This window comes from Streptomyces sp. NPDC003691 (genome assembly GCF_053981115.1).
The window spans coordinates 146,967-171,385 of sequence record NZ_JBSFNQ010000003.1 but is presented as its reverse complement, the minus strand read 5'-3'; the positions used below and the strand labels follow the sequence as shown (position 1 = coordinate 171,385).

The 24,419-nt window shown below is 70.8% G+C and carries 22 protein-coding genes and 1 pseudogene; 16 read left to right on the top strand and 7 right to left on the bottom strand.

Features of this window, described 5'->3' with window-relative positions:
- Positions 1-185: 185 nt before the first annotated feature.
- Complete coding sequence (locus ACWDR0_RS02855; RefSeq protein WP_456349810.1) at positions 186-1,616, bottom strand: aminotransferase-like domain-containing protein; 1,431 nt, start codon at positions 1,614-1,616, stop codon at positions 186-188.
- Between ACWDR0_RS02855 and ACWDR0_RS02850 the strand changes: the two genes are divergently transcribed.
- Together ACWDR0_RS02850 and ACWDR0_RS02845 are read left to right on the top strand one after the other, a co-directional pair.
- On the top strand, positions 1,615-2,871 hold the full coding sequence (locus ACWDR0_RS02850; RefSeq protein ID WP_456349809.1) for an aminotransferase class V-fold PLP-dependent enzyme: 1,257 nt from the start codon (positions 1,615-1,617) through the stop codon (positions 2,869-2,871). The genes ACWDR0_RS02855 and ACWDR0_RS02850 overlap by 2 nt on opposite strands.
- Positions 2,868-4,169 carry an MFS transporter gene (locus tag ACWDR0_RS02845; RefSeq protein WP_456349808.1) on the top strand — a complete coding sequence of 434 codons (1,302 nt, stop codon included), beginning with the start codon at positions 2,868-2,870 and terminating at the stop codon, positions 4,167-4,169. The genes ACWDR0_RS02850 and ACWDR0_RS02845 overlap by 4 nt, the downstream gene beginning before the upstream one ends.
- Before the next feature lie 75 nt (positions 4,170-4,244).
- On the opposite strand, the gene ACWDR0_RS02840 is transcribed toward ACWDR0_RS02845, so the two are convergent.
- Positions 4,245-4,460, bottom strand: a complete 216-nt coding sequence (locus ACWDR0_RS02840; RefSeq protein WP_456349807.1) for a DUF6243 family protein — start codon at positions 4,458-4,460, stop codon at positions 4,245-4,247.
- Positions 4,461-4,986: 526 nt separating this feature from the next.
- Here ACWDR0_RS02840 and ACWDR0_RS02835 point away from each other — a divergent pair.
- Positions 4,987-5,586 (top strand): hypothetical protein, encoded by a 600-nt coding sequence (locus ACWDR0_RS02835; protein WP_456349806.1) that lies wholly within the window; start codon positions 4,987-4,989, stop codon positions 5,584-5,586.
- A 264-nt stretch (positions 5,587-5,850) separates the two neighbouring features.
- On the opposite strand, the gene ACWDR0_RS02830 is transcribed toward ACWDR0_RS02835, so the two are convergent.
- Both ACWDR0_RS02830 and ACWDR0_RS02825 read right to left on the bottom strand, forming a co-directional pair.
- Positions 5,851-6,399, bottom strand: a complete 549-nt coding sequence (locus tag ACWDR0_RS02830; protein ID WP_456349805.1) for a DUF3995 domain-containing protein — start codon at positions 6,397-6,399, stop codon at positions 5,851-5,853.
- 134 nt (positions 6,400-6,533) lie between these two features.
- Positions 6,534-6,860, bottom strand: a pseudogene (locus tag ACWDR0_RS02825) (class I SAM-dependent methyltransferase); the annotation flags it as partial.
- A gap of 105 nt (positions 6,861-6,965) precedes the next feature.
- Between ACWDR0_RS02825 and ACWDR0_RS02820 the strand changes: the two are divergent.
- Positions 6,966-7,178: a hypothetical protein gene (locus ACWDR0_RS02820; protein ID WP_456349804.1), complete on the top strand. Its 213-nt coding sequence runs from the start codon at positions 6,966-6,968 to the stop codon at positions 7,176-7,178.
- A gap of 68 nt (positions 7,179-7,246) precedes the next feature.
- Positions 7,247-7,714, top strand: coding sequence for a VOC family protein (locus tag ACWDR0_RS02815; protein ID WP_456349803.1), 468 nt, complete (start codon positions 7,247-7,249; stop codon positions 7,712-7,714).
- Here ACWDR0_RS02815 and ACWDR0_RS02810 read toward each other — a convergent pair.
- Entirely contained in the window at positions 7,711-8,538 is an 828-nt protein-coding gene (locus tag ACWDR0_RS02810) for a DUF1932 domain-containing protein (RefSeq protein WP_456349856.1), read from the bottom strand. The two genes, ACWDR0_RS02815 and ACWDR0_RS02810, sit on opposite strands and share 4 nt — an antisense overlap.
- Positions 8,539-8,543: 5 nt before the next feature.
- On the bottom strand, positions 8,544-9,881 hold the full coding sequence (locus tag ACWDR0_RS02805) for a hypothetical protein (protein WP_456349802.1): 1,338 nt from the start codon (positions 9,879-9,881) through the stop codon (positions 8,544-8,546).
- 514 nt (positions 9,882-10,395) lie between these two features.
- Here ACWDR0_RS02805 and ACWDR0_RS02800 point away from each other — a divergent pair.
- The 6 genes from ACWDR0_RS02800 (at position 10,396) to ACWDR0_RS02775 (ending at position 13,949) form a co-directional block, all read left to right on the top strand.
- On the top strand, positions 10,396-10,584 hold the full coding sequence (locus tag ACWDR0_RS02800) for a hypothetical protein (RefSeq protein ID WP_456349801.1): 189 nt from the start codon (positions 10,396-10,398) through the stop codon (positions 10,582-10,584).
- A gap of 382 nt (positions 10,585-10,966) precedes the next feature.
- Positions 10,967-11,137: a hypothetical protein gene (locus ACWDR0_RS02795; protein WP_456349800.1), complete on the top strand. Its 171-nt coding sequence runs from the start codon at positions 10,967-10,969 to the stop codon at positions 11,135-11,137.
- A gap of 12 nt (positions 11,138-11,149) precedes the next feature.
- Entirely contained in the window at positions 11,150-12,271 is a 1,122-nt protein-coding gene (locus ACWDR0_RS02790; RefSeq protein ID WP_456349799.1) for an adenosylhomocysteinase, read from the top strand.
- 5 nt (positions 12,272-12,276) lie between these two features.
- Positions 12,277-12,819, top strand: coding sequence for an NUDIX hydrolase (locus ACWDR0_RS02785; protein WP_456349798.1), 543 nt, complete (start codon positions 12,277-12,279; stop codon positions 12,817-12,819).
- Between the two features lie 54 nt (positions 12,820-12,873).
- On the top strand, positions 12,874-13,152 hold the full coding sequence (locus ACWDR0_RS02780; protein WP_456349797.1) for a hypothetical protein: 279 nt from the start codon (positions 12,874-12,876) through the stop codon (positions 13,150-13,152).
- Between the two features lie 176 nt (positions 13,153-13,328).
- A complete protein-coding gene (locus tag ACWDR0_RS02775; protein ID WP_456349796.1) occupies positions 13,329-13,949 on the top strand; it encodes a hypothetical protein in 621 nt (206 codons plus the stop codon).
- A 129-nt stretch (positions 13,950-14,078) separates the two neighbouring features.
- Here the strand turns inward: ACWDR0_RS02775 and ACWDR0_RS02770 are convergent, their stop codons facing one another.
- Positions 14,079-15,116, bottom strand: coding sequence for a PucR family transcriptional regulator (locus ACWDR0_RS02770; RefSeq protein WP_456349795.1), 1,038 nt, complete (start codon positions 15,114-15,116; stop codon positions 14,079-14,081).
- A gap of 138 nt (positions 15,117-15,254) precedes the next feature.
- On the opposite strand from ACWDR0_RS02770, the gene ACWDR0_RS02765 reads away from it, so the two are divergent.
- The 5 genes from ACWDR0_RS02765 to ACWDR0_RS02745 all read left to right on the top strand — a co-directional run bounded on the left by ACWDR0_RS02765 (position 15,255) and on the right by ACWDR0_RS02745 (position 24,332).
- Positions 15,255-15,815 (top strand): hypothetical protein, encoded by a 561-nt coding sequence (locus ACWDR0_RS02765; protein ID WP_456349794.1) that lies wholly within the window; start codon positions 15,255-15,257, stop codon positions 15,813-15,815.
- A 57-nt stretch (positions 15,816-15,872) separates the two neighbouring features.
- Positions 15,873-17,909, top strand: a complete 2,037-nt coding sequence (locus tag ACWDR0_RS02760) for an SPFH domain-containing protein (protein ID WP_456349793.1) — start codon at positions 15,873-15,875, stop codon at positions 17,907-17,909.
- Between the two features lie 373 nt (positions 17,910-18,282).
- Positions 18,283-23,223: a DNA repair ATPase gene (locus ACWDR0_RS02755; protein WP_456349792.1), complete on the top strand. Its 4,941-nt coding sequence runs from the start codon at positions 18,283-18,285 to the stop codon at positions 23,221-23,223.
- A gap of 110 nt (positions 23,224-23,333) precedes the next feature.
- Entirely contained in the window at positions 23,334-23,681 is a 348-nt protein-coding gene (locus tag ACWDR0_RS02750) for a hypothetical protein (RefSeq protein ID WP_456349791.1), read from the top strand.
- 207 nt (positions 23,682-23,888) lie between these two features.
- The gene (locus ACWDR0_RS02745; protein ID WP_456349790.1) at positions 23,889-24,332 is read left to right on the top strand and encodes an RICIN domain-containing protein; all 444 of its coding nucleotides are present in this window, start codon (positions 23,889-23,891) and stop codon (positions 24,330-24,332) included.
- Positions 24,333-24,419 lie beyond the last annotated feature (87 nt).

The window sequence follows — 24,419 nt, the reverse complement described above, 5'->3', positions numbered from 1 at the left end:
CGGCGGCCGGGCTGGCGGCGAAGAGCGGGTGGCGAGAATCAGACTCGCGCTCCGGGCCGCCCTCGTCAAAGAGCGGGTCACGGCAGACGAGCCGCAGACGAGCCGCCTTTCCGTGCCGGGGATTCGCCGTTCGCGCGGCCCGGTCCCCCCACGCCTCACTGCTCCCGCGCCTCACTACTCCCGCCTCACTCCTCCCGCCTCGGGCCGAGATCCCCGAGCGCGGCTCCCAGCCGGCGTACCCCCTCCGTCAGCTCCGTACGGTCGGCCGCGGCCGCGAAGCCGATACGCAGGTGAGCGCTTGGCGGCTCGGTGGCGAAGTAGCGGCTGCCGGCGCTCACGGCGACGCCGCGCTGCCGGGCGGCGCTCGTGAGCACGGTGTCGTCCACGCCGGGCGGCAGCCGGACCCACAGATGCAGCCCTCCGGCCGGCAGCCCGGAGAGGGTCGCGCCGGGGATCTCCTGGGCGATCGCGGCGGCCAGTACGGCGCAGCGCTCCCGCAGCGCCGTACCGAGCGAGCGGACGTGCCGGTCCCAGGACGGGGAGCTGAGCACTTCCAGCGCGGCCTCCTGGAGCGGGCGCGTGACGAAGAAGTCGTCGACCAGGCGCACGGCCCGCATCCGTTCCATGACCGGCCCGCGGGCCACCAGGGCCCCGATCCGCAGGCTCGGCGCGGCGGGCTTGGTGAGCGAGGTGATGTGGACGACCGTGCCGTCGCGGTCATCGGCGACCAGCGGCCGTGGCACGGCGCCGCCGTGTCCCAGATGCCGCGCGAAGTCGTCTTCGATCACGAACGCGCCGGAGGCGCGCGCCACATCGAGGATCTGACGGCGCCGTTCGGGCGCCAGGACCGTGCCGGTCGGGTTCTGGAAGGCCGGCTGGCAGTACAGCAGCCGTGCGCCGGTCATCGCGAACGCGTCGGCCAGCAGGTCGGGCCGCAGCCCGTCGGCGTCGAGCGGGACCGGTACCGGCCGCAGTCCCGCGGCGCGGGCGGCCGTCAGGGCGCGGGGATAGGTGGGCGACTCCACCAGGACCGGGCTGCCGGGTCCGGCGATGGCCCGGAAGGCGATCGACAGGGCGCTCTGTCCGCCCCCGGTGACCAGGACGTCCTGCGGTGCCACACTGCCGCCGACGATACGGGCGAACACGGTGCGCAGTTCCGTCAGACCGGCCGCCGGGGCACGGTCCCAGGCGTCCGGACGGCGCGCCGCCCGCGCCAGCGCCGCGCTCAGGGCGCGGGTGGGCTGGAGCGAGCGGTGTACGTAACCGCCGTCCAGGGAAATCGTCCCGGCCGGTGGCGGCCCGAGCGGGTCGGCGATCAGGTGCGTGTCGACGGCGCGGTCCGTGAGGGCGACCGTCTGCCAGTCGGTGCTGGTGCCGGGGTCGGCGGACTCGTCGTGGAGCCGGGTGCGCTGCGCCACGTACGTTCCGCTGCCCGGGCGGGTCACCACCGCGCCCTCCGCCGCCAGTGCGGCGATGGCCCGCGCCACGGTCGCGGGGCCGACCCGGTACTCCTTGATCAGCTCGCGGCTGCTCGGCAGCCGGTCGCCGGGCGAGAGCCGCGCGAGCAGGATCCGCAGTCTGTCGGCCAACTCACCAGAAGTGCTACTGTCGTTCATGAGGAATGACAATAGCGCTATCGGTTCGGGTCGGGAAGCACTTCAGCTGGACGTCGCCGCGCTGCGGGCCGACACCCCGGGGTGCCGGAAGGTCATCCACTTCAACAACGCGGGCTGCGGGCTGCTGGCCACCCCCGTACTCGACGCGATGGTCGGCCATCTGAATCTCGAAGCACGGATCGGCGGTTACGAGGCGTCGGCCGCCCGGGCCGCCGAAGTACGCGCCTTCTACACGGAGATCGCCGCCCTCATCAACACCACGCCCGACAACATCGCCTTCGCGGGCAGCGCCACCCACGCCTACGCCAACGCCCTGTCCTCGATCCCCTTCGAGGCCGACGACGTCATCCTCACGACCCGTGACGACTTCGTCTCCAACCAGATCGCCTTCCTGTCCCTGCGCAAGCGCTTCGGCGTACGCATCGTCCACGCCCCCGACACCGCCGACGGAGGCGTCGACACGGAGGCGATGGCCGCGCTGATGCGGACCCACCGGCCCCGGCTGGTGTCCGCCACCCATGTCCCCACCAACTCGGGACTCGTCTCACCGGTCGCCGAGATCGGCCGGCACTGCCGGGAGCTGGACCTGCTCTACCTGGTGGACGCCTGCCAGTCGGTGGGCCAGTTCGTCATCGACGTGGAGCAGATCGGCTGCGACCTCCTCACCGCCACCTGCCGCAAATTCCTCCGCGGCCCGCGCGGCTCCGGGTTCCTGTACGTCTCCGACCGCGTCCTGCGGGCGGGCTACGAACCGCTGTTCATCGATATGCACGGCGCCCGCTGGACCGAGCCGGGCGCCTACGAGCCCGCTCCGACGGCAGCCCGGTTCGAGGAGTGGGAATTCCCCTACGCCACGGTGCTCGGCAGCGCCGCCGCGACGCGCTACGCCCGCGAGGTCGGCATCGAGGCCGTCGAGCGGCGCACACCGGCACTCGCCGCCCGGCTGCGCGACCGGCTCGGAACCGTACCCGGGGTGCGGGTGCTCGACCGCGGGCCGCGGCTGGCCGCGCTCGTCACCTTCGCGGTGGAGGGCTGGCAGCCGCAGCCGTTCAAGGCGGCCGTGGACGCCCGGGGTATCAACTCAGCCCTCAGTTTCCGTGAGTTCGCGCAGTACGACTTCCGGGACAAGGGCATCGAATGGTGCCTGCGCCTGTCGCCGCACTACTACAACACCGAGGAGGAGGTGGACCACGTCGCCGACGCGGTCGCCGACCTCGCCCGGCAGGCTCCCGACCTCCGAAGGGGGCGCCGATGACCGCCGTGGGGATCAACGCCCCCGGGAAAACCGCCTCGGAAAGCCTCTGGCGCAACGGCGACTTCCTCAAGTTCTGGTTCGGCGAGACCCTGTCGCTGCTGGGCGCCCAGGTCACCAACCTCGCCCTGCCGCTCACCGCGATCACCGCTTTCGGCGCCACCGACGAACAGGTCGGCTTCCTGCGGTTCCTGCAACTCGCCCCGTATCTCGGGCTCGCCCTGGTCCTCGGCGTATGGGTGGACCGCGCCCGGCGACGGCGGCTGATGCTCGGCGCCAACCTCGTCCGGATGGTCCTGCTGGCCCTCGTACCCGTCCTCTACTGGACGGACGCGCTCGACCTGACCCTCCTGCTGGCCATCGCCTGCACCGTCGGCGTCGCCTCGGTGCTCTTCGACGTGAGCTGGATGTCCTACGTACCCACCCTGGTACGTGATCCCGAACGCTATGTCGAGGCCGGCGCCAAGATGGGGATGAGCTCGTCGGCGGCCGATGTGGCGGGCCCCGGGCTCGCCGGCCTGCTGGTCGCCGCCGTCACCGCACCCGTGGCCCTGGTCGCCAACGCGTTCTCCTGCCTGGTGTCCGTGGTGTCGCTGCTGCTCATCCGCACCCCCGAACCGCGTCCCGTACCCGCGACCGTACGACGCCATGTCCCGACCGAACTCCGGGACGGTCTCCGCTGGGTGCTGAGGAATCCGGTGCTGCGGTCGCTCGCGCTCATCGGGTTCTGCTGCAACTTCTCGATGGTCACCGTATGGACCATGTTCCTGCTCTACGGGACACGCGATCTCCACCTCGGACCGACGGCCATCGGCGGGGTGTTCGCGACCGCTTCGGTGGGCGGTCTGATCGGTGCGGCGATCTCCCGCACGGTGATCCGGCGCTTCCGGCTCGGACGCGTCTACCTCGTCGCGCAGTCGGCCCTTCTCCTCGGCCCCCTGCTGATCGTCCTGGCGGCCGGCCCCCGCCCGGTGATGGTGGGGATGTTCGTCCTCTCCTTCTTCACCAGCTACCTCGGGCTCGGTGTCGCGGGCGTCGTCATCGTCAGCCTGCGCCAGGCCGCCACCCCGCAGTCGATGATGGGCCGGATGACGGCGGTCTTCCGCACCCTGCTGTTCGGCGGCGGAGCCCTCGGAGGTCTGTCCGCGGGCCTGCTCTCCGGCCGCCTCGGCGCCCACGGCGCGCTGACCGTCGCGGCGGCCGGTTCCGCCGCCGTGGTGATCGCGCTGGTGCTGTCACCGGTGAGTCGGCTCGCCGCCCTGCCGACGGGGCCACCGGCCGGCGACCGCGCCGCGCCCTGATCGGTGGGCAGCACCCAGCAGGCCCGGGTCTCCGACCCGGGCCTGTTTCGTGCGCGGCCGCCCGGCGGCGGTGCGTCAGCTCTGAGCGGTGTCGTCGCCCGTCGGCCCGTCACCCTCGGCCGCGTCCGTCTTCTCACGCATCTTGCGCACCAGCTCCGCCTTCCGGTCGGCGGCACTCTGGCGGTCGAGGTTGCGGTGCGGACCGTTGTTCTGACGTTCGGCGCGGGACAGCCGCTTGCGCTGGCCGCCGCCCTGGCCCACGGGGTTGTTGATGTTCTTGCTCACGGTCATGGGTTCTCCCGGGAATGATGTGAAGTGATCTACGGATTCGTCGGTGGGGGACGGGCGCGGCGACGACGGACATCAGCGGCGGCCCGTCACGCTCTCACTCGGAAATCGGCGTCTGGAAGAACATGACAACGACGTTACCCGGTTCCGCCGGTCCCGCCCACCGAGCTCCGCGCCGCTCCGGTGCCGACCGTGTCCTGCCGGGAATGCCGGCGCCCTCGGCCCCCGGGGGCGTTGTCAGTGGTCGCGGGCACACTGACGGTATGAGCGTCGGGGCCGTCACCGGCGTCCTGCCGTGATACGGAGACAGGGGCACGGTGAATACGGACTCCGCTCATGGTATTTCTCTGCGAGTGCCACGCTTTCCGATAATGCAGGACAAGTTGCCCGCCGCCCGCTCGGAAGAAATGCCCGGAAGGCCGAACGATGCCATCGCGAACGCGAACGCGTGTGCAATGGAGGGTAGTTGGTTCTTTCGTGATAGGGTCTTAATGAATTCGCAGGATGCCGCGATCAAAAGGGGAATGGCGTGAACACCGAGAAGGTTACGGCCCGTCGTCTTACTGCCGAGGAGATTTCAGGCCTGGGAATCCAGGACAGCATTTTTGTCTCGGCGGGGACGGAAAGCCTTCCTCTCGACTGCTATGCCCCGGCTTTCCTCACGGAGCCGGGTAAGAATTTCGAGGGGGGATCCTTCGCCGCGAAGACGGTCTTCGGTGAAGAGGTCCATGTCCTCCCGGACGACGCCGAGGACGCCGGGATCTGGGTCGCCGACAAGTCGGGACAGGAAATCGAGGTCCTCCAGGGCGCCGGTGTCCTCCTGAACCTCGCCCTCTTCGTGCCCGGCGGGAACAAGGAGTCCCTGGAAGCGCTCTACGCCGCCGCGAGGGACGCGTTCGGCGCGGGTGTCGTCCAGCGCTGGAGCGAGGAAGTCGTGGCGGTCCCGGACGTCAAGGTCGACCTGTACGAGGAGCCGGCCCGGGCCCGCAAGAACACGAACAGCCAGAACCGCGACCGCCGCGCCCTGGACATCTACCCGACCCGGGTGCGCTTCCTGGAGCCGAGCGAAGGCTGGAAGTTCGTCGTCGAACCGCACAAGGAGATCGTCGACGACACCCCGACGATCTGACCCGACGCTCCTGAAGGACCGGCCGCACCACCCTCGACCGGTCCGGACAGCACAGAAGCCCCGGGCCAATGGCCCGGGGCTTTCTCCGGAGCGGGTGCCAAGAACCGAAATCGCGCTCCGGGCTCGGGGTGCAATTGTCGTTCCCGGCGCGCGGCGGGCCTTCCCGGTGAGCGCCGGTATCGCCCGCTTCTTACCGCCCCAACCGGGACGTTATGGCACTCACACCAGGCGGCGTTCGCGGCCGCGGCTGTCGGGCGGTGCGACTCAGCCGTCGTTCCCGGCCTGCCGGAGATGGCCCCGCAGGGCCGTCCCGAAGAGCAGCCCGCCGAGGACGAAGAAGCCGTCGACGATGCGCATCGACCACATCGTGTACGCGGAGGGGTGCGGTTCTCCGTACACGTCCTGGACGGCCATGCCGCTCAGGCCGTTGGCCAGGATGCCGGTGGAGCGCAGGATGTCGTCGGCGATGCCGATGCCACCACGGGCGAGAAGGGCGATGGTGGCCGTCCAGACCATGGTGAGAAACACCCAGCGGGGAAGCAGCGGCTGCGGGGCGGGAGCCCTGCCCAGCTCGTGGGCGACCCGGGCGCCGACAAAGGAGAGCACGGCCACCACCAGGTCGTACACGAGCATGCCACCGGTGAGCCCGGCCTCCACCTGGGCACCGTCTCCCAGCCCGAAGCTGCCGCCGAGGGCCCAGTAAAAGTGAAAGACGCCGAAGAGGACGGCCCACGCGGTGGCAGCCCTTGCGGCGGCCTGCCCAAGAGGTCCGACGGCCGGCCGGTCGGTGGTGAGGGGTGCCTGATAGGTCATGGCATGAGCATGTGCCGGGCGCCACGGGCCGGGCTTCATCCCGTGGTACCCACTGGGGTCCGCGGCCTCCGCCGCGCGGGGGAGGCCGACTGGCCCCGGTGAACGACGAGTGGGGAGGGGGCGGTGGTGCCCGGCAGGCACGGGTCCGCGATGGGGAGCTGCTGGACGTCCGCGGCCACGGCGCCGGCGATGCCGGGGGAGATGTCCATGGGGAGCACGGTCAGGTCCGGCCGGTCGGAGCGCAGCCGGTGCACGAATGTCCCGTTACCGCAGCCCACGTCTGCCACTGCCCCGCGGACGTCGGCCAGTTCATCGACGACGATGCCGACGAGGTCGTGGCGCGGGGTCTGCCACTGGTACAGGGACTGACGGGCTGCGAGGTTCCGGCCGGTGCCGTACGCCTGGGTGGAGAGCAGGCGCCGGTCGGTCACGGAAGAGTCGTTCGTGGGCTGGGTGGTCATCGCAGCGCCCTGGGTGTGCTGGCGAGAGCGGGCCGGGCGGTTACCTCGTGGATGTGCTCGCGAAGATCGACCACTGGCCGTGAGTCACGGTACGGCCCGCTGCCGATGAGCCCGGACACCACCGGGCTGCCCGACCTGATCACCCTCGCCCACATGGCGGGCCGGCAAGGACACCCGTCTCCGCGCTGGGTACGCCACGCCTACCTGCACCATGTACGCGAACTCGGCGCCCACTGGAACGATCACGACCTCATACGCGCCCTGGCAGCGTTCGCCGCTGCCACCGGTCTGCGTTCCCTGCACGGCGTCCACGAGTGACCGGCCCAGCGGTACCGTGCCACTTCCTGAGGCAAGGAGAATCCCAAGTGCGCGGTATCCGGACCGTCATGGTCTTCGTCGCCGACCCCGAAGCCGCCGCCCGCTGGTGGGGCGAGATCTTCGAAGCCGAGGTCAGGCTCGACATCAACGGCACCGCCGTCTACGCCTGGCTCGACCTCGACGGACTCGAGTTCGGCTTTCACCAGGCGTCCCCCAAGGCCAACGCCCACGGGCGAAGCACCGTCCCGTACTGGTCCGTCGAAGACTTCGACCACTTCGGCAGGGAAGTCGGGGTTGAGGCGGATAATCGCCGTGCCGCTCCACTGATCGTCGGATACCTCGCTGCGGCCACCGACCACGATGCCGATGGGCCTGATCTCCAGTGCCTGCTTCATGCGCTTCCCCTCGTTCGTGGAACGCTCTCCTCGGCCGGTCGCCACCCGTCCAATAGCTGTATCGGTAGTCGTGCAGCAAGAGAAGAGCGGAGACCGTGTTGGCCGAGCGGCAGGAGATGTTGTCTTCGCTCCACCCATTAGTTCGAGTCCTGGTGGATGGTGCGAAGGATGGTGTCCAGGGACGGCGACTCGTCCTTGTGCCGGTCCCACCGTGAGTAGACAAGCGCAGCAGCCTCGGCCAGTTCGGCCGGCAGTCCGGCGGCCCGCAGGGTGTCGGCGACCTCGGCCATCTCCGGTCCCCATCGCCAGGCGCGGACGGCCACACTCGGCAGGTAGTCGGGATCGTCGAGGATGTCCTTGTTCATCAGCCGGGCCTCGTCCAAAAGATGCTCGGTCACCCCGTGATCGGCAGCCAGGGCGTGCGCGACCCCGGCCAGGGCCCGTGAGACCTTCTGGTAGCTGGAAATGGCCAGCTTCAGAGCCGAGGCGGATCCAATACCGCCACCGGTTGTCCGAATGAGCACGCGAGTATCGGAGAAGACGGATTCCACCGCCTCCCTGGCAGCTACGTCACCAGCCAGGTAGAGCCGGACGGTCCGACTCCCCTGCGGAGGTGGCCCACTCAGCATGCCGTCGAGCACCGTGCATCCGGACGGCATCCGGTCGGCGATCGCTTGCATCCGCTCCGGGCTGATCGCGTTCCCCTCGACATAGATGCCCTGGTAACCGTGGGCGGCAACGGCATCCGCCACCTCTTCGGAAACGTGCGGCGGGCAGATGGACAGCACGATGTCACTCGCACCAAGTGCTTCCGCCAGCGAACCGCACCGTGTCAGCCCGGCGGCATCCGCCCGCCTCTCGCTTGCGGCACTCCGCCCGACAGGCACCCACAGCACCTGGTGACCCGCCGCGACGGCCTGCCCGGCAACGGGAGCCCCCATCCCTCCGGGATGCAGAACAGTCACAGTGCTCAAGCCGAACCTCCTGGCAACTCACGGGGCCGCGCCAGGTGCGCAGTAACCGCCTCCCGGAGACCGATCGCCATCGGCGAATCCGACCCTGAATGAGCAGCGAGCTCCCTGCTGAACTGACCCAGCCTCTTGGTGACGCTGTCGATCCCGCGCCGACAGGTGATCTGAAGGACATCATGTACGTGGTGCGCCGCCCCCTCAAGATCGCCCCGTGCGGTAAGCGCCGACGCCAGGTCCATGCGCGCAAGGCACAACTCACCAAGCCGACGGCGTTCCGGTGGCGCGGCTTCGTAGGCACGGACCGACTGACTCGCAGCGGATTCGGCGTCAGAGAGGTGTTGCTCTCCACCCAGCCACAGATGTGCAGTGCTGCGGTAGAAGAGCTGCTTCTCCAAAGGGAACGTCATCATTCCCTCGACCTCATCCCCGGTGGCTCGATCGCGAAGATGGTCAGCCCGAAGAAGTGCCGTCAACGTTTCTTTCGGCTGCGCCAACTGGGCATACGCGCGAGCGCTAATACTCACGAGTCGAATGGCTGCCGTGCCCGACTCCGGAACGAACTCTCCACCCGCATCAGCCAGCCTGACTGCATCACAAAGGCGCCCATCCCAATAGGCCATGAGCGCCTGCAATCCACGTACCCAGGAACGAAGGCCGTTGTGCCCTGCGACCTCGCCACACAAGAAAGCAGTACGCGCCTGAGTTTCGGCAGCTTCGGACCGCCCCAGGTCGAAACTGGCATTAGCCAGAACACCACAGAGGACTCCGGCTGCCAAATATAGGTCACGCGTGTAATGCGGCGGCTGCCGGCCATCCAGAAGCTCAAAAGTGCGATCTCGCAAGCGCCGAACCTCCGCGAAGACCGACTCCACAGGGCGATTTGGATAACTGGCCAGGATACGACTTATATCCGCTTGCAGTTGCTCCAATGTGGAAGGCCCAACATTACTGCTGTCCACCCGAACCGCGAAGCTTGCAGACTCTTCAGCGGCAGCCATTACATCATCCTCGGCAAGTTTCTTTTCACGCGCCACAAAGCAGCTATCCCTCTGACCCTCGACACCAGGAGACGGAGGGGGAGTGAAGAGCTGATCAACAGGAACAGGACGGAAAAGATGCCCAAGAATCCGGCGCGCTTCAGTGCGAGGCAAGCTCCGGATCTCCCCGCGTGCCCAACGCAAAAATTGACGCTGCTCAATTGAAGCTGTCGCTAGCGCCTTGGGCCCTTCGATATCTGCCAGCTCCTTGGCAGCCGCCTCGTACCGGCGACGGAAAACCTCAAACTGCCGCCACCCACGCTCCCTGATTAATAACTGGAAGAAAGTCGAATCAGACACAGCGCCCTCCGAATCCGGTCAAGGCCAGGCTACGCAGGAAGTACGCCAAGGACATGGCATTTGAACTTACTTGGGCGATCTGACATTGATGCGACCTGGTTGCGGCAGAAGAGGTCACAACATGACAGGTGAAAGGCACTGTCGAGGACGACCCTGAGCAGCAACGCTACGGAGTCCTCAGGCCGAGTAGCCCACCCGGCCAAGCCCTGAGGACCGGCGGAGAACGGTGGATCCGGTGCTGCCGAAGCGCAACAGGGCTGTACGACTGGAACGGAGGCGCCATGCCATCCAGCGATCGTATTCACCAGACCGTAAGGACCAGTCCTTCGAGCCCGGCATCAGACCCGGCCTCTCCGGATGCTCCGGTGGAGGCATGGCGACCGTGCAAGTGCGGGCGACCGGTGTGTCCGGACCGCCCACCGACAAGGCCTTTGCCCCGGCTGTCCGCGGAAGTGCCCGTGTCACCAACGATCGCAGCTTTCATCAAGCGTCTCGAAGAAACCAGGCAGTCCCGGTGACCGACAGCGCGACATCCAGCGCCGGTTCCGCGCCCGAGTACTGCGTCTACTGCGACCGGCCCGTCGAGCGGACCGAGGAGAACCTCGTCATGCTCGGCTTCTCCTCCTCCGGGTCCCGCCCCTCCCTCTACGCGCACCCCGAGTGCCCCGCCCCGCGCAAGGCCCGTCAGCGCGCGGCGCACTGAAAGCTCCCGTACGCGCCGCACCCCCATGCCCGCGTACGGGATACCGGTCCCGGCCCCGCATACGACCCCGGCAGCGGGGCCGGGACCAACCACACGACCAGCACGGCCCGTTGAACCATCGAGGCTCGGCCGACCGACTTCCAGAGGAGCTGATCCGGCCCATGCGAAACCCTGTCCACCACGTGTTCGCGCGCATACGGGCCTTCCTCCGTCCGCCGGTCCTCGTCGTCGTCCTGGTTCCGCCGCCCCCGGCCCCGAGGGAGCCCTCACGGGTCCCGCAGCCGGCCCCGCGGCGACTGGTCGTCGCGCCGCGCGGGGTGCGGCTCGCCCGGCCCGTGGCCGTGCCCGCGTCGCGGCCCGGGCCCGCGTGGACGTGGATCCGGTGACCAGCGAGGGGCTCCTCCGTACGCCCCCGGAGCCCGTCACCGCCGACTGCTGCGTCTGCGGGCGCACCACCACCGCACCCGTCGAGGCCTGGCCCGGACGGACCACCTGCCCAGAGCACATCCTCGACGCCCCTATAAACCCGCGCATCACCCATGCAGTCGGATGAGAGGCAGACCCTATGGAATCCTTCGAACGCGCACGATTGGACGCTTACTTCTCCAAGATCGCGACTCGATTCGCTCCGGACAAGGGTGCCGCTTCCTTCCTCATCACCCACCTGCTCCCGGAGCGCCCAGCATTCGTTCGCGCAGTCGCCACCATGAGTCGCCTGTGTGCAGTACTGCCGAAGCCGAAGTCGGTCAGCATCTCCGCACGGCGCGAGGTCGAACGAACCGTTCCGGTCGATACGTTGTCCCGCGAGATGTTCTGCGACGCAGCCGTAGCCTTGGACTATATGGAATCCCGGACGGAGGCAGAGAACCTGTTGCTCCTCGACGTAGGTGGCTATTTCGCTCCGGCTCTTGCCGAGTTGCACACACGCTTCTCGGGAAATCTGCTCGGCGTTGTCGAGGACACCGAGAACGGCCACCGCCGCTACCAGTCCTTAGATACGCTCCCCTGCCCTGTGGTATCGGTCGCCCGCTCTCCGCTGAAGGACCCCGAAGACTTCCTGGTCGGACAATCAGTGGTCTTTTCCACGGAAGCCGTCATGCGCGAACGGGGCGACATCCTCCACGGCCGCCCAGCACTGGTGATCGGCTTCGGCAAGCTCGGCTCCTCGATTGCACGGCTTCTGCACGCGAAAGGGGTCCAGGTCACAGTCTTCGACATCGATCCGGTCCGCAGAACTCAGGCACTCTCGCAGGGATTCGCCGTTGCCCGGGACCGAGAAACCGCCCTCACCGGCGCAGGGCTCGTGCTCTGTGCGACCGGAGCAATCTCCCTGCGTGGCGAGGATTTCCCTCACTTGCGCAACGGCGCATACGTCGCCACCGTGACCTCCAGTGAGGACGAGTTGGACCTGGCGGGTCTGCCCGAGGTCTACACGCGCACCATGGTTGGCGACCATGTCACCCGCTATCAGACGACCGGCCACTACTTCTACCTGGCCAACGGTGGCAACGCCGTCAACTTCCTCCACGGCGCGAGCGTCGGACCGTTCATCTTCCTGGTGCAGGCCGAGATACTCGCGTCGATCAGGATGCTCACCGATGACAACCTCGCGCCCGGCATGCACGAGGTATCCGCGACGGACCGAGCCGCCATCGCAACCGCCTGGCTCTCCTACTTCAACAGGTGATCGACATGACCATTACCGCAGACCACATCCGCACCACCCTCTCCGCCTACCTCGACCGCCACCCCGGGGAGGAGGCAACTCTCGGCACGGTTTTCGAACTCCTGGCCGCCGAAGCCGACCTCACCAGTCGCAAGGAGTTCCGGGGGCACGCCACCGCTGGTGCCGTCCTCGTCGGGGCCGACGGACGCGTCCTTCAGGTTCATCACCTGGCCACCGGCAAGTGGCTGCTGCCGGGCGGGCATCTCGAAGCCGAGGACACGACCCTGGTAGCTGCTGCCCTCCGGGAACTCGCCGAGGAGACCGGTGTGCCCGCCGATGCGGTAACGCCCGTGGGTGACGGGCCACTCCACATCGACGTCCACCCCATCGATGCCAACGATGCCAAGGGCGAACCGGATCACCAGCACATCGACTTCCGCTTCCTCTTCACCACCACTGCCGGTATCGGCGAACTTCAGTCGGAGGAAGTCGCGGACGCCGCCTGGCGTCCCGTCGCCGAGGTGCACGACGAGCAGGTGAGGCAGCGCATCGCGCGGGCACTGCGCTGAAACCCCGGTCACAGGGCTGGCCCCGAGATGTATGCATGGACCACGATTCTCGGCATGGGTATATCCGGAGCCTGGAACTCATTGCTTCGGCGCCGCAGGTCCACCACCGCGGCGCCGGAAACGCACTCCGTCGAGATCTGGCATGTGCGGTACGCCAATCCGCCCCGCCGCGACCGCGACCAGTACGTTCCCTACTTCATCGCCTCCTGCTCCTGCGAGTGGGTCAGCGAGGCTCATGATGCGGCGGATCCCCGGGCCGAGGAGCGGGCGCGGGCCGATGCCCGGGGGCACAGTCCTCAGGTCGCCGAGGGGATCACGTATCCCCTGGACTGAACGGCCTACGGCCGGCCCGGCAGCCGCGTGCCGATGACCGGCCACCGTTGGCCAAAAATCGCCTGAGGCAACCTCCGTGCAGTCTTCCCCCTCTCCCTCCCGGAAAGATCGTTCGCTGAACAGGGCGCCGGATACGGCCTGTTGGTCGCCCGCGCCTGCTGGAGATGAGGAAGAGCATGAAGACAAAGACCGGTGTGACCGTACTCGTAGCGGCCGCCTGTGCGAGTGTGCTGATGGCGCCGTCCCCGGCCGGGGCGGCCCAGGCCCCCGAGGCCGGGTCCGAGTCCGGCAACTACTGCGTCATCGACGCCGCCACGAAGAAGAGCACCTGTTACGACAGCCACCGCACGTTCATCTCCGTGCTGACCGGGGGCCGGATCACCGACGCCCCCGAGACGGCCGAGGAAGCCCTCCGGGACAAGAAGTTCCAGGCCCGGCTGAAGGGCCCGGTCAACACCGCCGGCCGGGTATCCGCTCAGGGCGAGGTCTCCGGTGTCACGTTCTACCAGCGCCGGGACTTCCAGGGGCGGGCCTTCGGGTACGCGCTGAACTCCCTGTGCACGAACGACGGCGCATGGGATCTGTCGATCAGCGATATCGCCGCGGAACACGGTGCCGACACCGACAACATGATCAGCGCCGTGCAGACCTGGGGCAACTGCGCGGTCGAGCTGTACTCGGACACCCGGTTCCGCGGCGACAAGCGGCTCTTCACCGTCAGCCCCCATGTCGGCAACACCATCGACAACCGGGCCAGCTCCTACCGGCTGAAGGCCATCGGCGAGAGCGCTCGCTGATCCGTTCGCGGGAGGGGGAGGGGGAGCGGGCGAGGGCGGACAGCCGGAAAGGGCCGGACAGCCGGAAGGGCGGCCCCGGCACCGGAGGTCCGGCCGCCGGAGGCCCCGGTCCGCCCGCCCGCCCGGCGGCTACAGCTCCCGCTCCGGCCACCCCAGCAGCCGTGCCCCGATGACCGCCGTCTGGAGGGTGTAGCGGTGGACCGGGTCGCCCGGGTCCGCGCCCGTCAGTTTGTGGATGCGGTCCAGGCGGTACGTCATCGCCCGGACGCTCAGCGAGAGACGGCGCGCCGCCTCCGCCGCCGTGCAGCCCGTGTCGAAGTACGCGGTGAGGGTGTCCAGCAGCGGGCGGGCGCCGCCGCGGGCCGTGCGGAGGGGGCCCAGGACCGAGCCCACCAGGTCTGCCATCGCCTGGCGGTCGCGGGTGAGGACCGGGTAGACCAGCAGGTCCGCCGCGTGGAGGACCGGGGCGTCCAGGTTCATGCGGGAAGCGAGGTCCAGCGCGTTGAGGGCCTCCTCGTACGAGTGGACCACCCCGCCCGGGCCCGGGTGGGCGCGGCCGACCGCGATCCGGCCGCCGTCGGTCGCCGCGTACGCCTGCTTCGCGAAGTAGCGGAGGACGTCCTCCTGGTCCCCCGGGGCGATACAGATCAGCCGCCCGTCCTTGGTGGTGAGGAGCAGATGCCGGTCGCCGAAGCGAGCCAGCAGGGACGCCTCCACCTGGCGGGTGACCGGATAGCCGTCGTCGTACGGCTCCGGCCCCTCCGCCACCGCGACCGCGTGCGCCTGCGAGAGGACGAGGCCGAAGCGTTCGGCGCGGGCCGCGAGCCGGCCCAGGTCGCTCCGCCCGTACAGCAGATCGTCGATGAACTCCCGGCGGGCCGCCTCCTGCCGCCGCACGGCGAGCCGCTGGGCCCGCTCATGGCCCTCCGCGAAAACGTCCACCGCCTCGGTGACCACGGACAGCAGATGGTCCGCTGCGGTGCGCGGAAGTCCGGCGCGCAGGGTTTCGGCCGCCGTGAGCTGCTCCCGTACCAGCTCCCGCAGGCCCGTCCCCGCCTCCGCGGCCCGTTCGCCGCCCGCCCGCAGCGACTCCCGTTCGTCCCGGGTCAGCCTGCGGCCCGTCGTACAGGCGTCGGCCAGTATCCGGATGTATCCGCTTTCCTGCACCGTGTTCCCCCTCCGCTGTGCGCGTCCGGCATTAAGGAAGCGTAAAGACTGCCGGTCGACGGCAATGCGGAGGGCCACATTCCCCCGTCATCATCGGTCTCGTTGGCCGGGGGCAGGAAAAGGAGAGGAGGGTACGGCATGGACGACTTCCTGAGTACCGTCGCCGCCTTCCCCACCCTCCTCTTCACCTCCGCCCTGACCGTCGTGCTCTGTTTCTGGCTGCTCGTCCTGGTGGGCGCCGCCGGGCACGACGGCTTCGACGGCGACCTCGACACCGCCGCCCTCGGGCTCGGCGGCGTCCCCGTCTCCGTCTCGGCCTCCCTCTTCATTGCCCTCGGCTGGTTTCTGAGCCTGGCGGGGTCCGTCCTGCTCACCGCGGTGCCCGGGGTCCTCGTCCTGGTGGCCGCCGCGGCCGGCTCCTGGTGGCTCACCCGGCTCCTCGTACGCCCGCTGGCCACCCTCTTCCCCGACGAACCCGGGCCGTCCCGCCAGGACTTCGTCGGGCTGACCTGCACCATCCGTACGGGACGGGTGGACGCGGGCTTCGGCCAGGCCGAGGTCACCGCGCGGGACGGCTCCACGGCCGTCGTCCAGGTCCGCCAGTCCGCCGAAGACACGTACGCGCTCTCCCTCGGCAGCTCCGCGCTGCTCTACGCGTACGACACCGCCGGCGAGTTCTTCTGGGTCGCCCCCTCCTGACGCCTCCCGCGCGGGACCGACGGGCGCCCTCCGCTCCGAAACTCCGGGGATTCCCACATGGATGCCATCACCCTGGGCGCCGCGCTGCTCGTCGCCGCCGTCCTCGTCATCGTCATCGCCGCTGTTCTCGTACTCGGCCGGCTCTTCCGCAAGGTCGAACAGGGCAAAGCCCTGATCGTCTCCAAGATGAGAAAGGTCGACGTCACCTTCACCGGGCAGGTCGTGCTGCCCGTCCTGCACAAGGCCGAGGTCATGGACATCTCGGTGAAGACCATCGACATCTCCCGCACCGGCCGTGACGGCCTGATCTGCCGGGACAACATCCGCGCCGATATCCGCATCTCGTTCTTCGTCCGTGTCAACAAGACCGTCGAGGACGTCATCAAGGTCGCCCAGGCCATCGGCACCGCCCGGGCCAGCGACCAGGCCACGCTCCAGGAGCTGTTCAACGCCAAGTTCTCCGAGGCCCTGAAGACCGTCGGCAAGCAGCTCGACTTCACCGACCTCTACACCAAGCGCGACGAGTTCCGGGACCGGATCATCCAGGTCATCGGCACCGATCTGAACGGCTACAGCCTGGAGGACGCGGCCATCGACTATCTGGAGCAGACCCCGCTCGTCCAGCTCGACCGCGACAACATCCTCGACGCGCAGGGCATCCGGAAGATCACCGAGCTGACCGCCGTCGAACATGTCCGCACCAACGAGTACCAGCGCGACGAGGAGAAGGAGATCACCCGCCAGAACGTCGACGCCCGTGAGGCGATCCTCGAACTGGAGCGGCGCCAGACCGATGCCGAGATCCGGCAGCGGCGCGAGATCGAGACGTCCCGGGCCCGCGAGGAGGCCGAGACGGCCCGGGTGGTGGAGGAGGAGCGGCTGCGGGCCCAGACCGCCTTCCTCAAGACGGAGGAGCAGCTCGGCGTCCACCGCGAGAACCAGACCCGTGAGGTCGCCGTCGCCGCGAAGAACCGCGAGCGGGTCATCGCCATCGAGAACGAGCGGATCGAGAAGGACCGCCTGCTGGAGGTCATCGCCCGGGACCGGGAGACCGAGCTGAGCCGGATCGCCGCGGAGAAGGAGGTCGAGGCGGAGCGCCGGGAGATCGCCGAGGTCATCCGGGAGCGGGTCGCCGTGGACCGTACGGTCGCCGAGCAGGAGGAGTCCATCAAGCGGCTGCGCGCGGTCGAGGAGGCCGAGCGGGGGCGGCAGACGGTCGTCATCGCGGCCGAAGCGGCGGCACAGGAGCAGCTGGTCCGCGACATCAAGGCCGCGGAGGCCGCCGAGCAGGCCGCCGTGCACCGGGCCGCCGAGGAACTGACCCTTGCCGAGGCCCGCAACAAGGCCGCCGAACTGGACGCCCGCGCCAGGATCCGGACGGCGGAGGGCGTACGGGCGGAGGCCGCGGCCGAGGGCCTGGCCGCGGTCACCGTCCGCGAGAAGGAGGCCGATGTCATCGAGCGCGTGGGCCGCGCGGAGGCGGCGGCGCTCGCCGAGCGGCTGAAGGCGGAGGCGGACGGGATCCGGGAGAAGCTGACCGCGGAGGCCGCCGGTCTCACCGAGAAGGCGGCGGCGATGGCCGCGCTGGACGAGGCGTCCCGGGGCCACGAGGAGTACCGGCTGCGCCTGGAGGCGGAGAAGGACGTACGGCTCGCGGGGCTCGACACCCAGCGGAAGGTCGCGGAGGCGCAGGCGCAGATCATCGCGACCGGTCTGGAGCACGCCGATATCGACATCGTGGGCGGGGAGTCGGTCTTCTTCGACCGGCTGGTCGGTTCGATCGCGCTCGGGAAGGGCGTCGACGGGTTCGTGGAGAGCTCGGCGACCGTGCGGCAGCTCGGCGGGCAGTGGCTGGACGGCCCCGAGGGGTCGGCGGCCTTCACCCGGGACCTGGCATCGGTGCTGGGGTCGGCCTCGACGGCCGATGTGCAGAACCTGACGGTGTCGGCGTTCCTGACGAAGCTGATGCGCTCGGGCGGCGACGGCGCGGAGGGCCAGCTCGGCCACCTCCTCGACGCGGCCCGCCGGCTGGGGCTGGCGGACAAGTCCCTGGCGGGCCTGAACGGCAGCGGTGTCGGCAGCGGGCAGCGGTAAGGGCTGACGGGCCCGGGGGCGGGGGCTCTACGGGGCCGGTCGCGTTGCCTGCGGGCACACCGGCCGCCCGGGCCCGTTGCCCGCTGACGGAAAAGGTTCCGCGGCTGCCGCCACGGGGGACGGCAGCCGCGGGCACAACCATGCGCGCGGAGTACGGGGGCGGGGGCGGGGCCCGGGTCCCGGGGGCGGGCAGACGCACGCGCACGCAGGCGCGGCGGTAGCAGCGCGCGGCGGTAGCAGCCACAGCCACAGCCACAGGCACAGGCACAGCCGCAGCCGCAGCCGGAAACGCAGCCGCAGGCACTGGCACTGGCACCGGCACCGGCACCGGCACCGGCGCAAACGGAGACGCAGAGAGGCACAGGGGAGAACCATGGACGCGGGCACCTTCGAGGTCGTACGGGACCGGCTGCGGGCGCGCGGGGACGAGCTGGCGCGGCGGGCCGGGGCGCTCGACGCCGCCAGGACCGCCGCCTTCGGGACCGCCGAACTCTCGCTCGCCGGGACCGGGCGGCTCCGGACCGGCACCCCCGGCACCCCCCGCGACCTGGTCGCCGTCGGCGGCGCCCTGCTGCTGCTCCGCGACGCGCCCGCCGCGCTCTCCCCCACCACCTCCCCCGGCGATGTGTTCGCCCTCTACGACCGCGACCTCGCCCCGCTCCCCGAGGACGCCGTCCCCGGCCTCCTCGACGACCCGGCGTTCCGGGCCGAGTTCGCCGCGCTCTGCCGGTTCTTCCAGGGCGCCCGGCCCGCGCGGCTCCTGGTCGCCCACGACCGGCTGCTCGCCGTCTTCAGGACCGGCAAGAACGACGACGTACGCGTACTGCGCTGGTCCCTGGCACCGCTCGGCTTCCTCGACGGGCGCGGGGAGCGCGATCTCGCCGGGGCGCCGCCGGAGGGCGACATCGGATGGACGGCCGCCGGGCGCGACGACCATGTGCCCGGCCGCCATCCGCATATCCGGGTCACCGAAGGCGTCCATGTGTCGGCGACCGGCGGCACGCTCACCGTGAAGACGGAGGACGACACCGGCACCCCGCACGGCGTGTTCGCCGAGCCGGTGGCCGAACCGCTCCAGTCCCTCGCCGACGCGGACGTGACCTGGGCGCGCGTCGGGCCGCTGGTGCTGCTGCGGGTGCGCCCGTACAACGAGGACACCGTGCGGCAGCTCGTGGTGCACACCCTCACCGGCTCGGTGACCCGTCTCGACGCCGCGGACGGCGCGGGCGACGCGCTGCGCCGTCTCCCCGACGACCAGGGCGTGGTCTTCCCCGGCGGCTACTGCACGGCCGCCGCCGGGACCGCGAAGTCCTTCGAGGACCCGTATCCGGAGGCCGCGTTCGAGCGGGCCGTGCGCTCCCCCGGCGGCGACGCCGTGCTCTACGCGTTCCGCGCCCCGGACGGTGGCCGGTGCGTCCTGCTGCCGTACGACACCGTCCGCCGGGAAGTCGTCGCCCCGCTGGGCTGCGAAGGCTGGGCGCTGCTCGACGACGGCACCCTGATGGCGCTCGCCGGACCGGACGGCGGTGAGCCGTCGCGGGTCCACGAGGTCCGGATCTGGCGGACCCCGTACATCTCCGGGGACCGGGCCGCCGCCCATGACCCGGACGGGCCGCTCGGCAGAATCGGAAACGCGGCCCTGGTGCGCGCCGTCGCCGATGTCCTCACGGTCGCCCGCGCCGCGGTGGAGGCGGCGGCGGGCGAGCCCGCGGCCCCGCTCTACGAAGCACTGGCCGCCGACTGCGAGCGGACCGCGGACCGGCATCCGTGGCTGGGCGACGCCGGGGCCGGGGAGCTGCGCGGACCGCTGGAGGAGATCCGTACGGCCGCGCTGCGGGCGCTGGAGGAGTTCGCGGCGGTACGGGAGCTGACCCGGACGGCGGCGGAGGCGCTCGCCGCCGAGGCGGCGGGGATCGCGCGGCTGGTGCGGCTGGTGCGCGGGGAGTCCCCGGCCTCGGCGGAGGAGTGGATCGGACGGATCACGGAGCTGCGCGCGGCACGCGGCAGGCTGCTGGCGCTGAAGGAGCTGCGGTACGCGGACACCGGCGCGATCGACGCGCTGGCGGACGATGTGGCGGGGGACACCGCTTCGGCGGCCCGCCGGGCGGTCGCGTTCCTCGCCCGTGAGGAGGCGTTCGACGGCTACCGCGCGGAGATCACGGCGCTGGCGGACCGCGCCGGGGGCCTCACGACGGCCGCCGGGGCCGGTGAGGTGGTGGCGGGGCTGGATACGCGGGCCGCCGGGCTCCGGGAGCTGACGGAGACCGTCGCGGGGCTCGATATCGGGGACACCACCGTCCGTACCGGCATCCTGGAGCGGATCGCGGCCGTCACCGCCCTGGTCAACCGGGCGCGTGCCGTCCTCACCGGCCGCCGCCGGGAGCTGGCCGAGCGGGAGGGCCGGGCCGAGTTCGCCGCGGAACTCGCGCTGCTTGCCCAGTCGGTGACGGGCGCGCTGGCGGCGGCCGGGACACCGGAGGAGTGCGACGCGCAGCTCGCGGCGCTGCTGCTGCGGCTGGAGAACCTGGAGTCCCGTTTCCCGGACCACGACGCCTTCCTGTCCGAGGTCGCGGGGAAGCGGACGGAGGTGTACGAGGCGTTCTCGGCGCGCCGCCAGTCGCTGGAGGACGAGCGGGCGCGGCGGGCCGACCGGCTCGCGGAGTCGGCGCGGCGGGTGCTGGAGGCGGTGGCCCGGCGGGCCGCGGCGCTGGGCGGCGGCGACGAGGTGCACGCCTTCTTCGGCTCGGACCCGATGGTCGCCCGGCTCCGGCGGACCGCCGCCGAACTGCGGGACTCCGGCGACCCGGTCCGGGCCGAGGAGGTGGAGGGGCAGCTGAAGGCGGCCCGGGAGGAGGCGGTACGGGCGCTGCGGGACCGGCGCGAGCTGTTCGGCGACGGCGGGGGCACGATCCGGCTCGGGCGGCATGTCTTCGCGGTGACCGCGCGGGCGCCGGAGCTGACGCTGCTGCCGCGGGGCGGCGGGAGCGCCGACGGGGGCGGCGACGGCATGGTGTTCGCGCTGACCGGCACGGACTGGCGGGGGCCGGTGGACGATCCGGAGTTCGCGGCGGCCCGGGACTGCTGGGGGCGGTCGCTGCCGTCGGAGTCGCCGGAGGTCTGCCGCGCGGAGTATCTGGCGGCCCGGCTGCTGCCCGCGGCCGTCGCGGGCGGCGACCCGGCGGAGCTGGTGGCCGGGGCGGTGGCGGAGGCGTACGACGAGGGGTACGAGCGCGGGGTCCACGACCATGACGCGGTCGCGGTGCTGCGGGCGGTGGCGGAGCTGTGGCGGGAGGGCGGGCTGCTCCGTTACGGGGGCGGGGTGCGGGCGCGGGCCCAGTCGTTCTGGGCGGCCGCCGGGGCCGCGGACCGGGCGCGGTGGACCCGGCAGGCGGTATCGCTGGTGGCGGCGCGGGAACGGTTCGGCCCCTCCCCGGCACTGGCGGCACTCCGCGCGGAACTGGCGGCGGCGCTGGGCGGGGTGGCGGCCGCGGACTTCGCGGACCCGGCTCATGCGGCGGGGCCGGCGGAGGCGGCGGGCACGGCGGGGGCAGCGGAGGCCGCGGAGTATCTGGTGGAGGAGCTGGCGGCCGGCCGCGGGTTTGTCACGGACCCGGCGGCACGCGCCCTGGTGACGGCGTTCCGGGAGGCGGCCGGGGAGGCGGCGTACGGCGGACTGCCGGTGGGCTCCGCGGGCGCGCGGCGGATCGTCGAAGGGTGGCTCGGTTCGTACGCCCGCTCCACCGGAAACCCCACCACCCGCTCCACCGGGAACTCCGGCGGGGACTCCACCCGGAACTCCGGCGGGGACGGTGTACCGGCCGGGGTGCTCGCCGAAGCCGTGGCCCTGGAGCTGTACCCGGACCTCGACCGCTACGACACCGGCACCGGCGACGGCACCGGCACCGGCGGCGAACGGGCCGGCCGGACCGCGACCGTCGGGGGACTCCTCGGCACCCACCCCCGGATCAGCGGCGGCACCCTGACCCTCCGGCTCGACGAGTTCCTCTCCCGTACCGCCGCGTTCGCCGCCCGCGACGTACCCGCCTTCCGCGCCTACCGGGCGCTGCGGACCCGGCTCGTGGCCGCCGAGCGCGAGCGGCTGCGGCTGGCCGAGTACCGGCCCCGGGTGATGTCGGCGTTCGTCCGCAACCGGCTGGTGGACGAGGTGTATCTGCCGCTCGTCGGCGACAGCCTCGCCCGGCAGCTCGGCGCGGCGGGGGACGCCAAGCGCACCGACAGCGGCGGGCTGTTGCTGCTGCTGTCGCCGCCCGGGTACGGGAAGACGACGCTCGTCGAGTACGTCGCCGAACGGCTCGGGCTGCTGCTGGTCAAGGTCGACGGCCCGGCGCTGGGCGCGCACACCGTCTCCCTCGACCCGGCGCGGGCGCCGGACGCCGCCGCCCGCGCCGAGCTGGAGAAGATCGAATTCGCGGTCTCGGCGGGGAACAACGTGCTGCTGTACCTCGACGACATCCAGCACACCTCGCCCGAACTGCTCCAGAAGTTCCTGCCGCTGTGCGACGCGAGCCGCACCCTCGGCGGGCGCGACCTGCGCGGGAAGCGGTTCGCGGTGGTCATGGCGGGCAATCCGTACACCGGCTCCGGCGAGCGGTTCCGGCTCCCGGACATGCTGGCCAACCGGGCGGACGTCTGGAACCTCGGTGATGTCCTGACGGGGAAGGAGGAGGCGTTCCGGCTGAGCTTCGTGGAGAACGCACTGACCTCGCACCCCGAACTGGCGCCGCTGGCCGCGCGGGAACGGGCGGACACGGAGCTGCTGGTGCGGCTGGCGGCGGGGGACCCGGCGGCCCGCCGCGACCGGCTGGTCCATCCGTACGGTACGGGGGAGCTGGACCGGATCCTGGGGGTGCTGCGGCATCTGCTGGCGGCCCGGGAGACCGTCCTCGCGGTCAACTCGGCGTACATCGCGTCGGCCGGGGTGTCGGAAGCGGCCCGTACCGAACCGCCTTTCCGGCTCCAGGGGTCGTACCGGAATATGAACCGCATCGCCCAGCGGCTCAGCCCGGCGATGACGGACGCCGAGGTCGCGGCGGTGGTCACCGACCACTACACGGCGGAGGCCCAGGCCCTGCCCGGCGACACCGAGGCCGCCCTGCTGCGCCTGGCGGAGCTGCGCGGCACGCTCGACGGTCCGGCGGCGGCACGCTGGGCCGAGGTGAAGGCGGCGTACGCGCGGACCCGGGAGCGGGAGCGGGACCCGTACGGCGGGCTGGCCGAGCGGCTCGCGTCGCTGGAGGCGGCGATCGTCCGGGCGGCGGCCGGACGGACCGCCGGGCCGGGGGGTACCCCGTGACGGGAGTCACAGCAGACGGGCGTCACGTACGGAAGGGGCCAGAGCATCTGGTGAGTGTCGGCTGCACGGATCTGCCGGCTTCACATACCGCCGTACGGGAGGTCGGGCCCATGAACGCGCGCTCCGGGAGCAGTCGTACCGTCGCCGTCGTCACCGCACTGATCAGGTGGGTACGGGCCGCGCTCCGCGCCCTGCCGCGATTCGGGGACCGCGGGGTACCCGGCGTACGGACCGCCGGGACCGGTGGCGGGGCAGCGGGTGGGGCCGGGCGCGGGACCGGCGGGGCACCCGGCGCCGGGACCGGCCGGGCCCCCTCGGCGGTGCCGGGCGCGAAGCTCGGCCGGGTGCAGGGGCGCCCGGCTGCCGGGGACGGCACCCGGGCCCGGCACGCACGTCTCGTACGGCAGCCGGAAGCGGTCCGCATCGGCCGGATGAACACGCTCCGGAGCGCGCACTGAAGGGAAACCCTGCTGTCCGGATCCGGTCGGCTCGCAGAGTGTCCCGGCGTCTCATTTCCCTTGTGACAGCAGGGACTTGATTACCGAAAACGCACTGGCTGTAAGTGTTCTGTTCCCCCGGATCGGCCTCGGCTACGTTTCCACGCGTCTGCCCGAGAAGCCGTTGAAGGGAAAACCATGTTTACGCAAAAAAGCCTTGCTTCCGCCGTGGCCGCCTTGACTCTGGCCGGTGCCGGAGCCCTCGCCGCGGCAGCGCCGGCCCAGGCAGCGACAGCCTCGTCGACCACCAGGCTGATCCAGAACGTCCAGACCGGCTTCTGCCTGGACAGCAACAGCTCCGGGAAGGCCTACACCAACGTCTGTGATTTCAGAAACAGCTACCAGACATGGACGGTAACGCCCGTGCTCGGCATGTCCTACGTCACCGTGCGGAACGTCGCCACGGGCCTCTGCCTGGACAGCAACACCTCCGGGAAGGCGTACACCCACAGCTGTAACGGCGGCTCCTACCAGAAGTGGGAGCTCTCCATAGACGCGTCGAACAGGAAGACCTTCAAGAACGTCGCCACCGGGCTGATGCTCGACAGCAACTACTCCAAGAAGGTCTACACCCATCCCGTCAACGACGGTCTCTACCAGCGGTGGATGTGACCTCCGCGCGGTAACCGGCTGAAGGAGCGGGCGGCTGCCAGTGCCCGTACGGCAGGGAACGGCCGCAGGGACGGCCGAAGCGGCGGC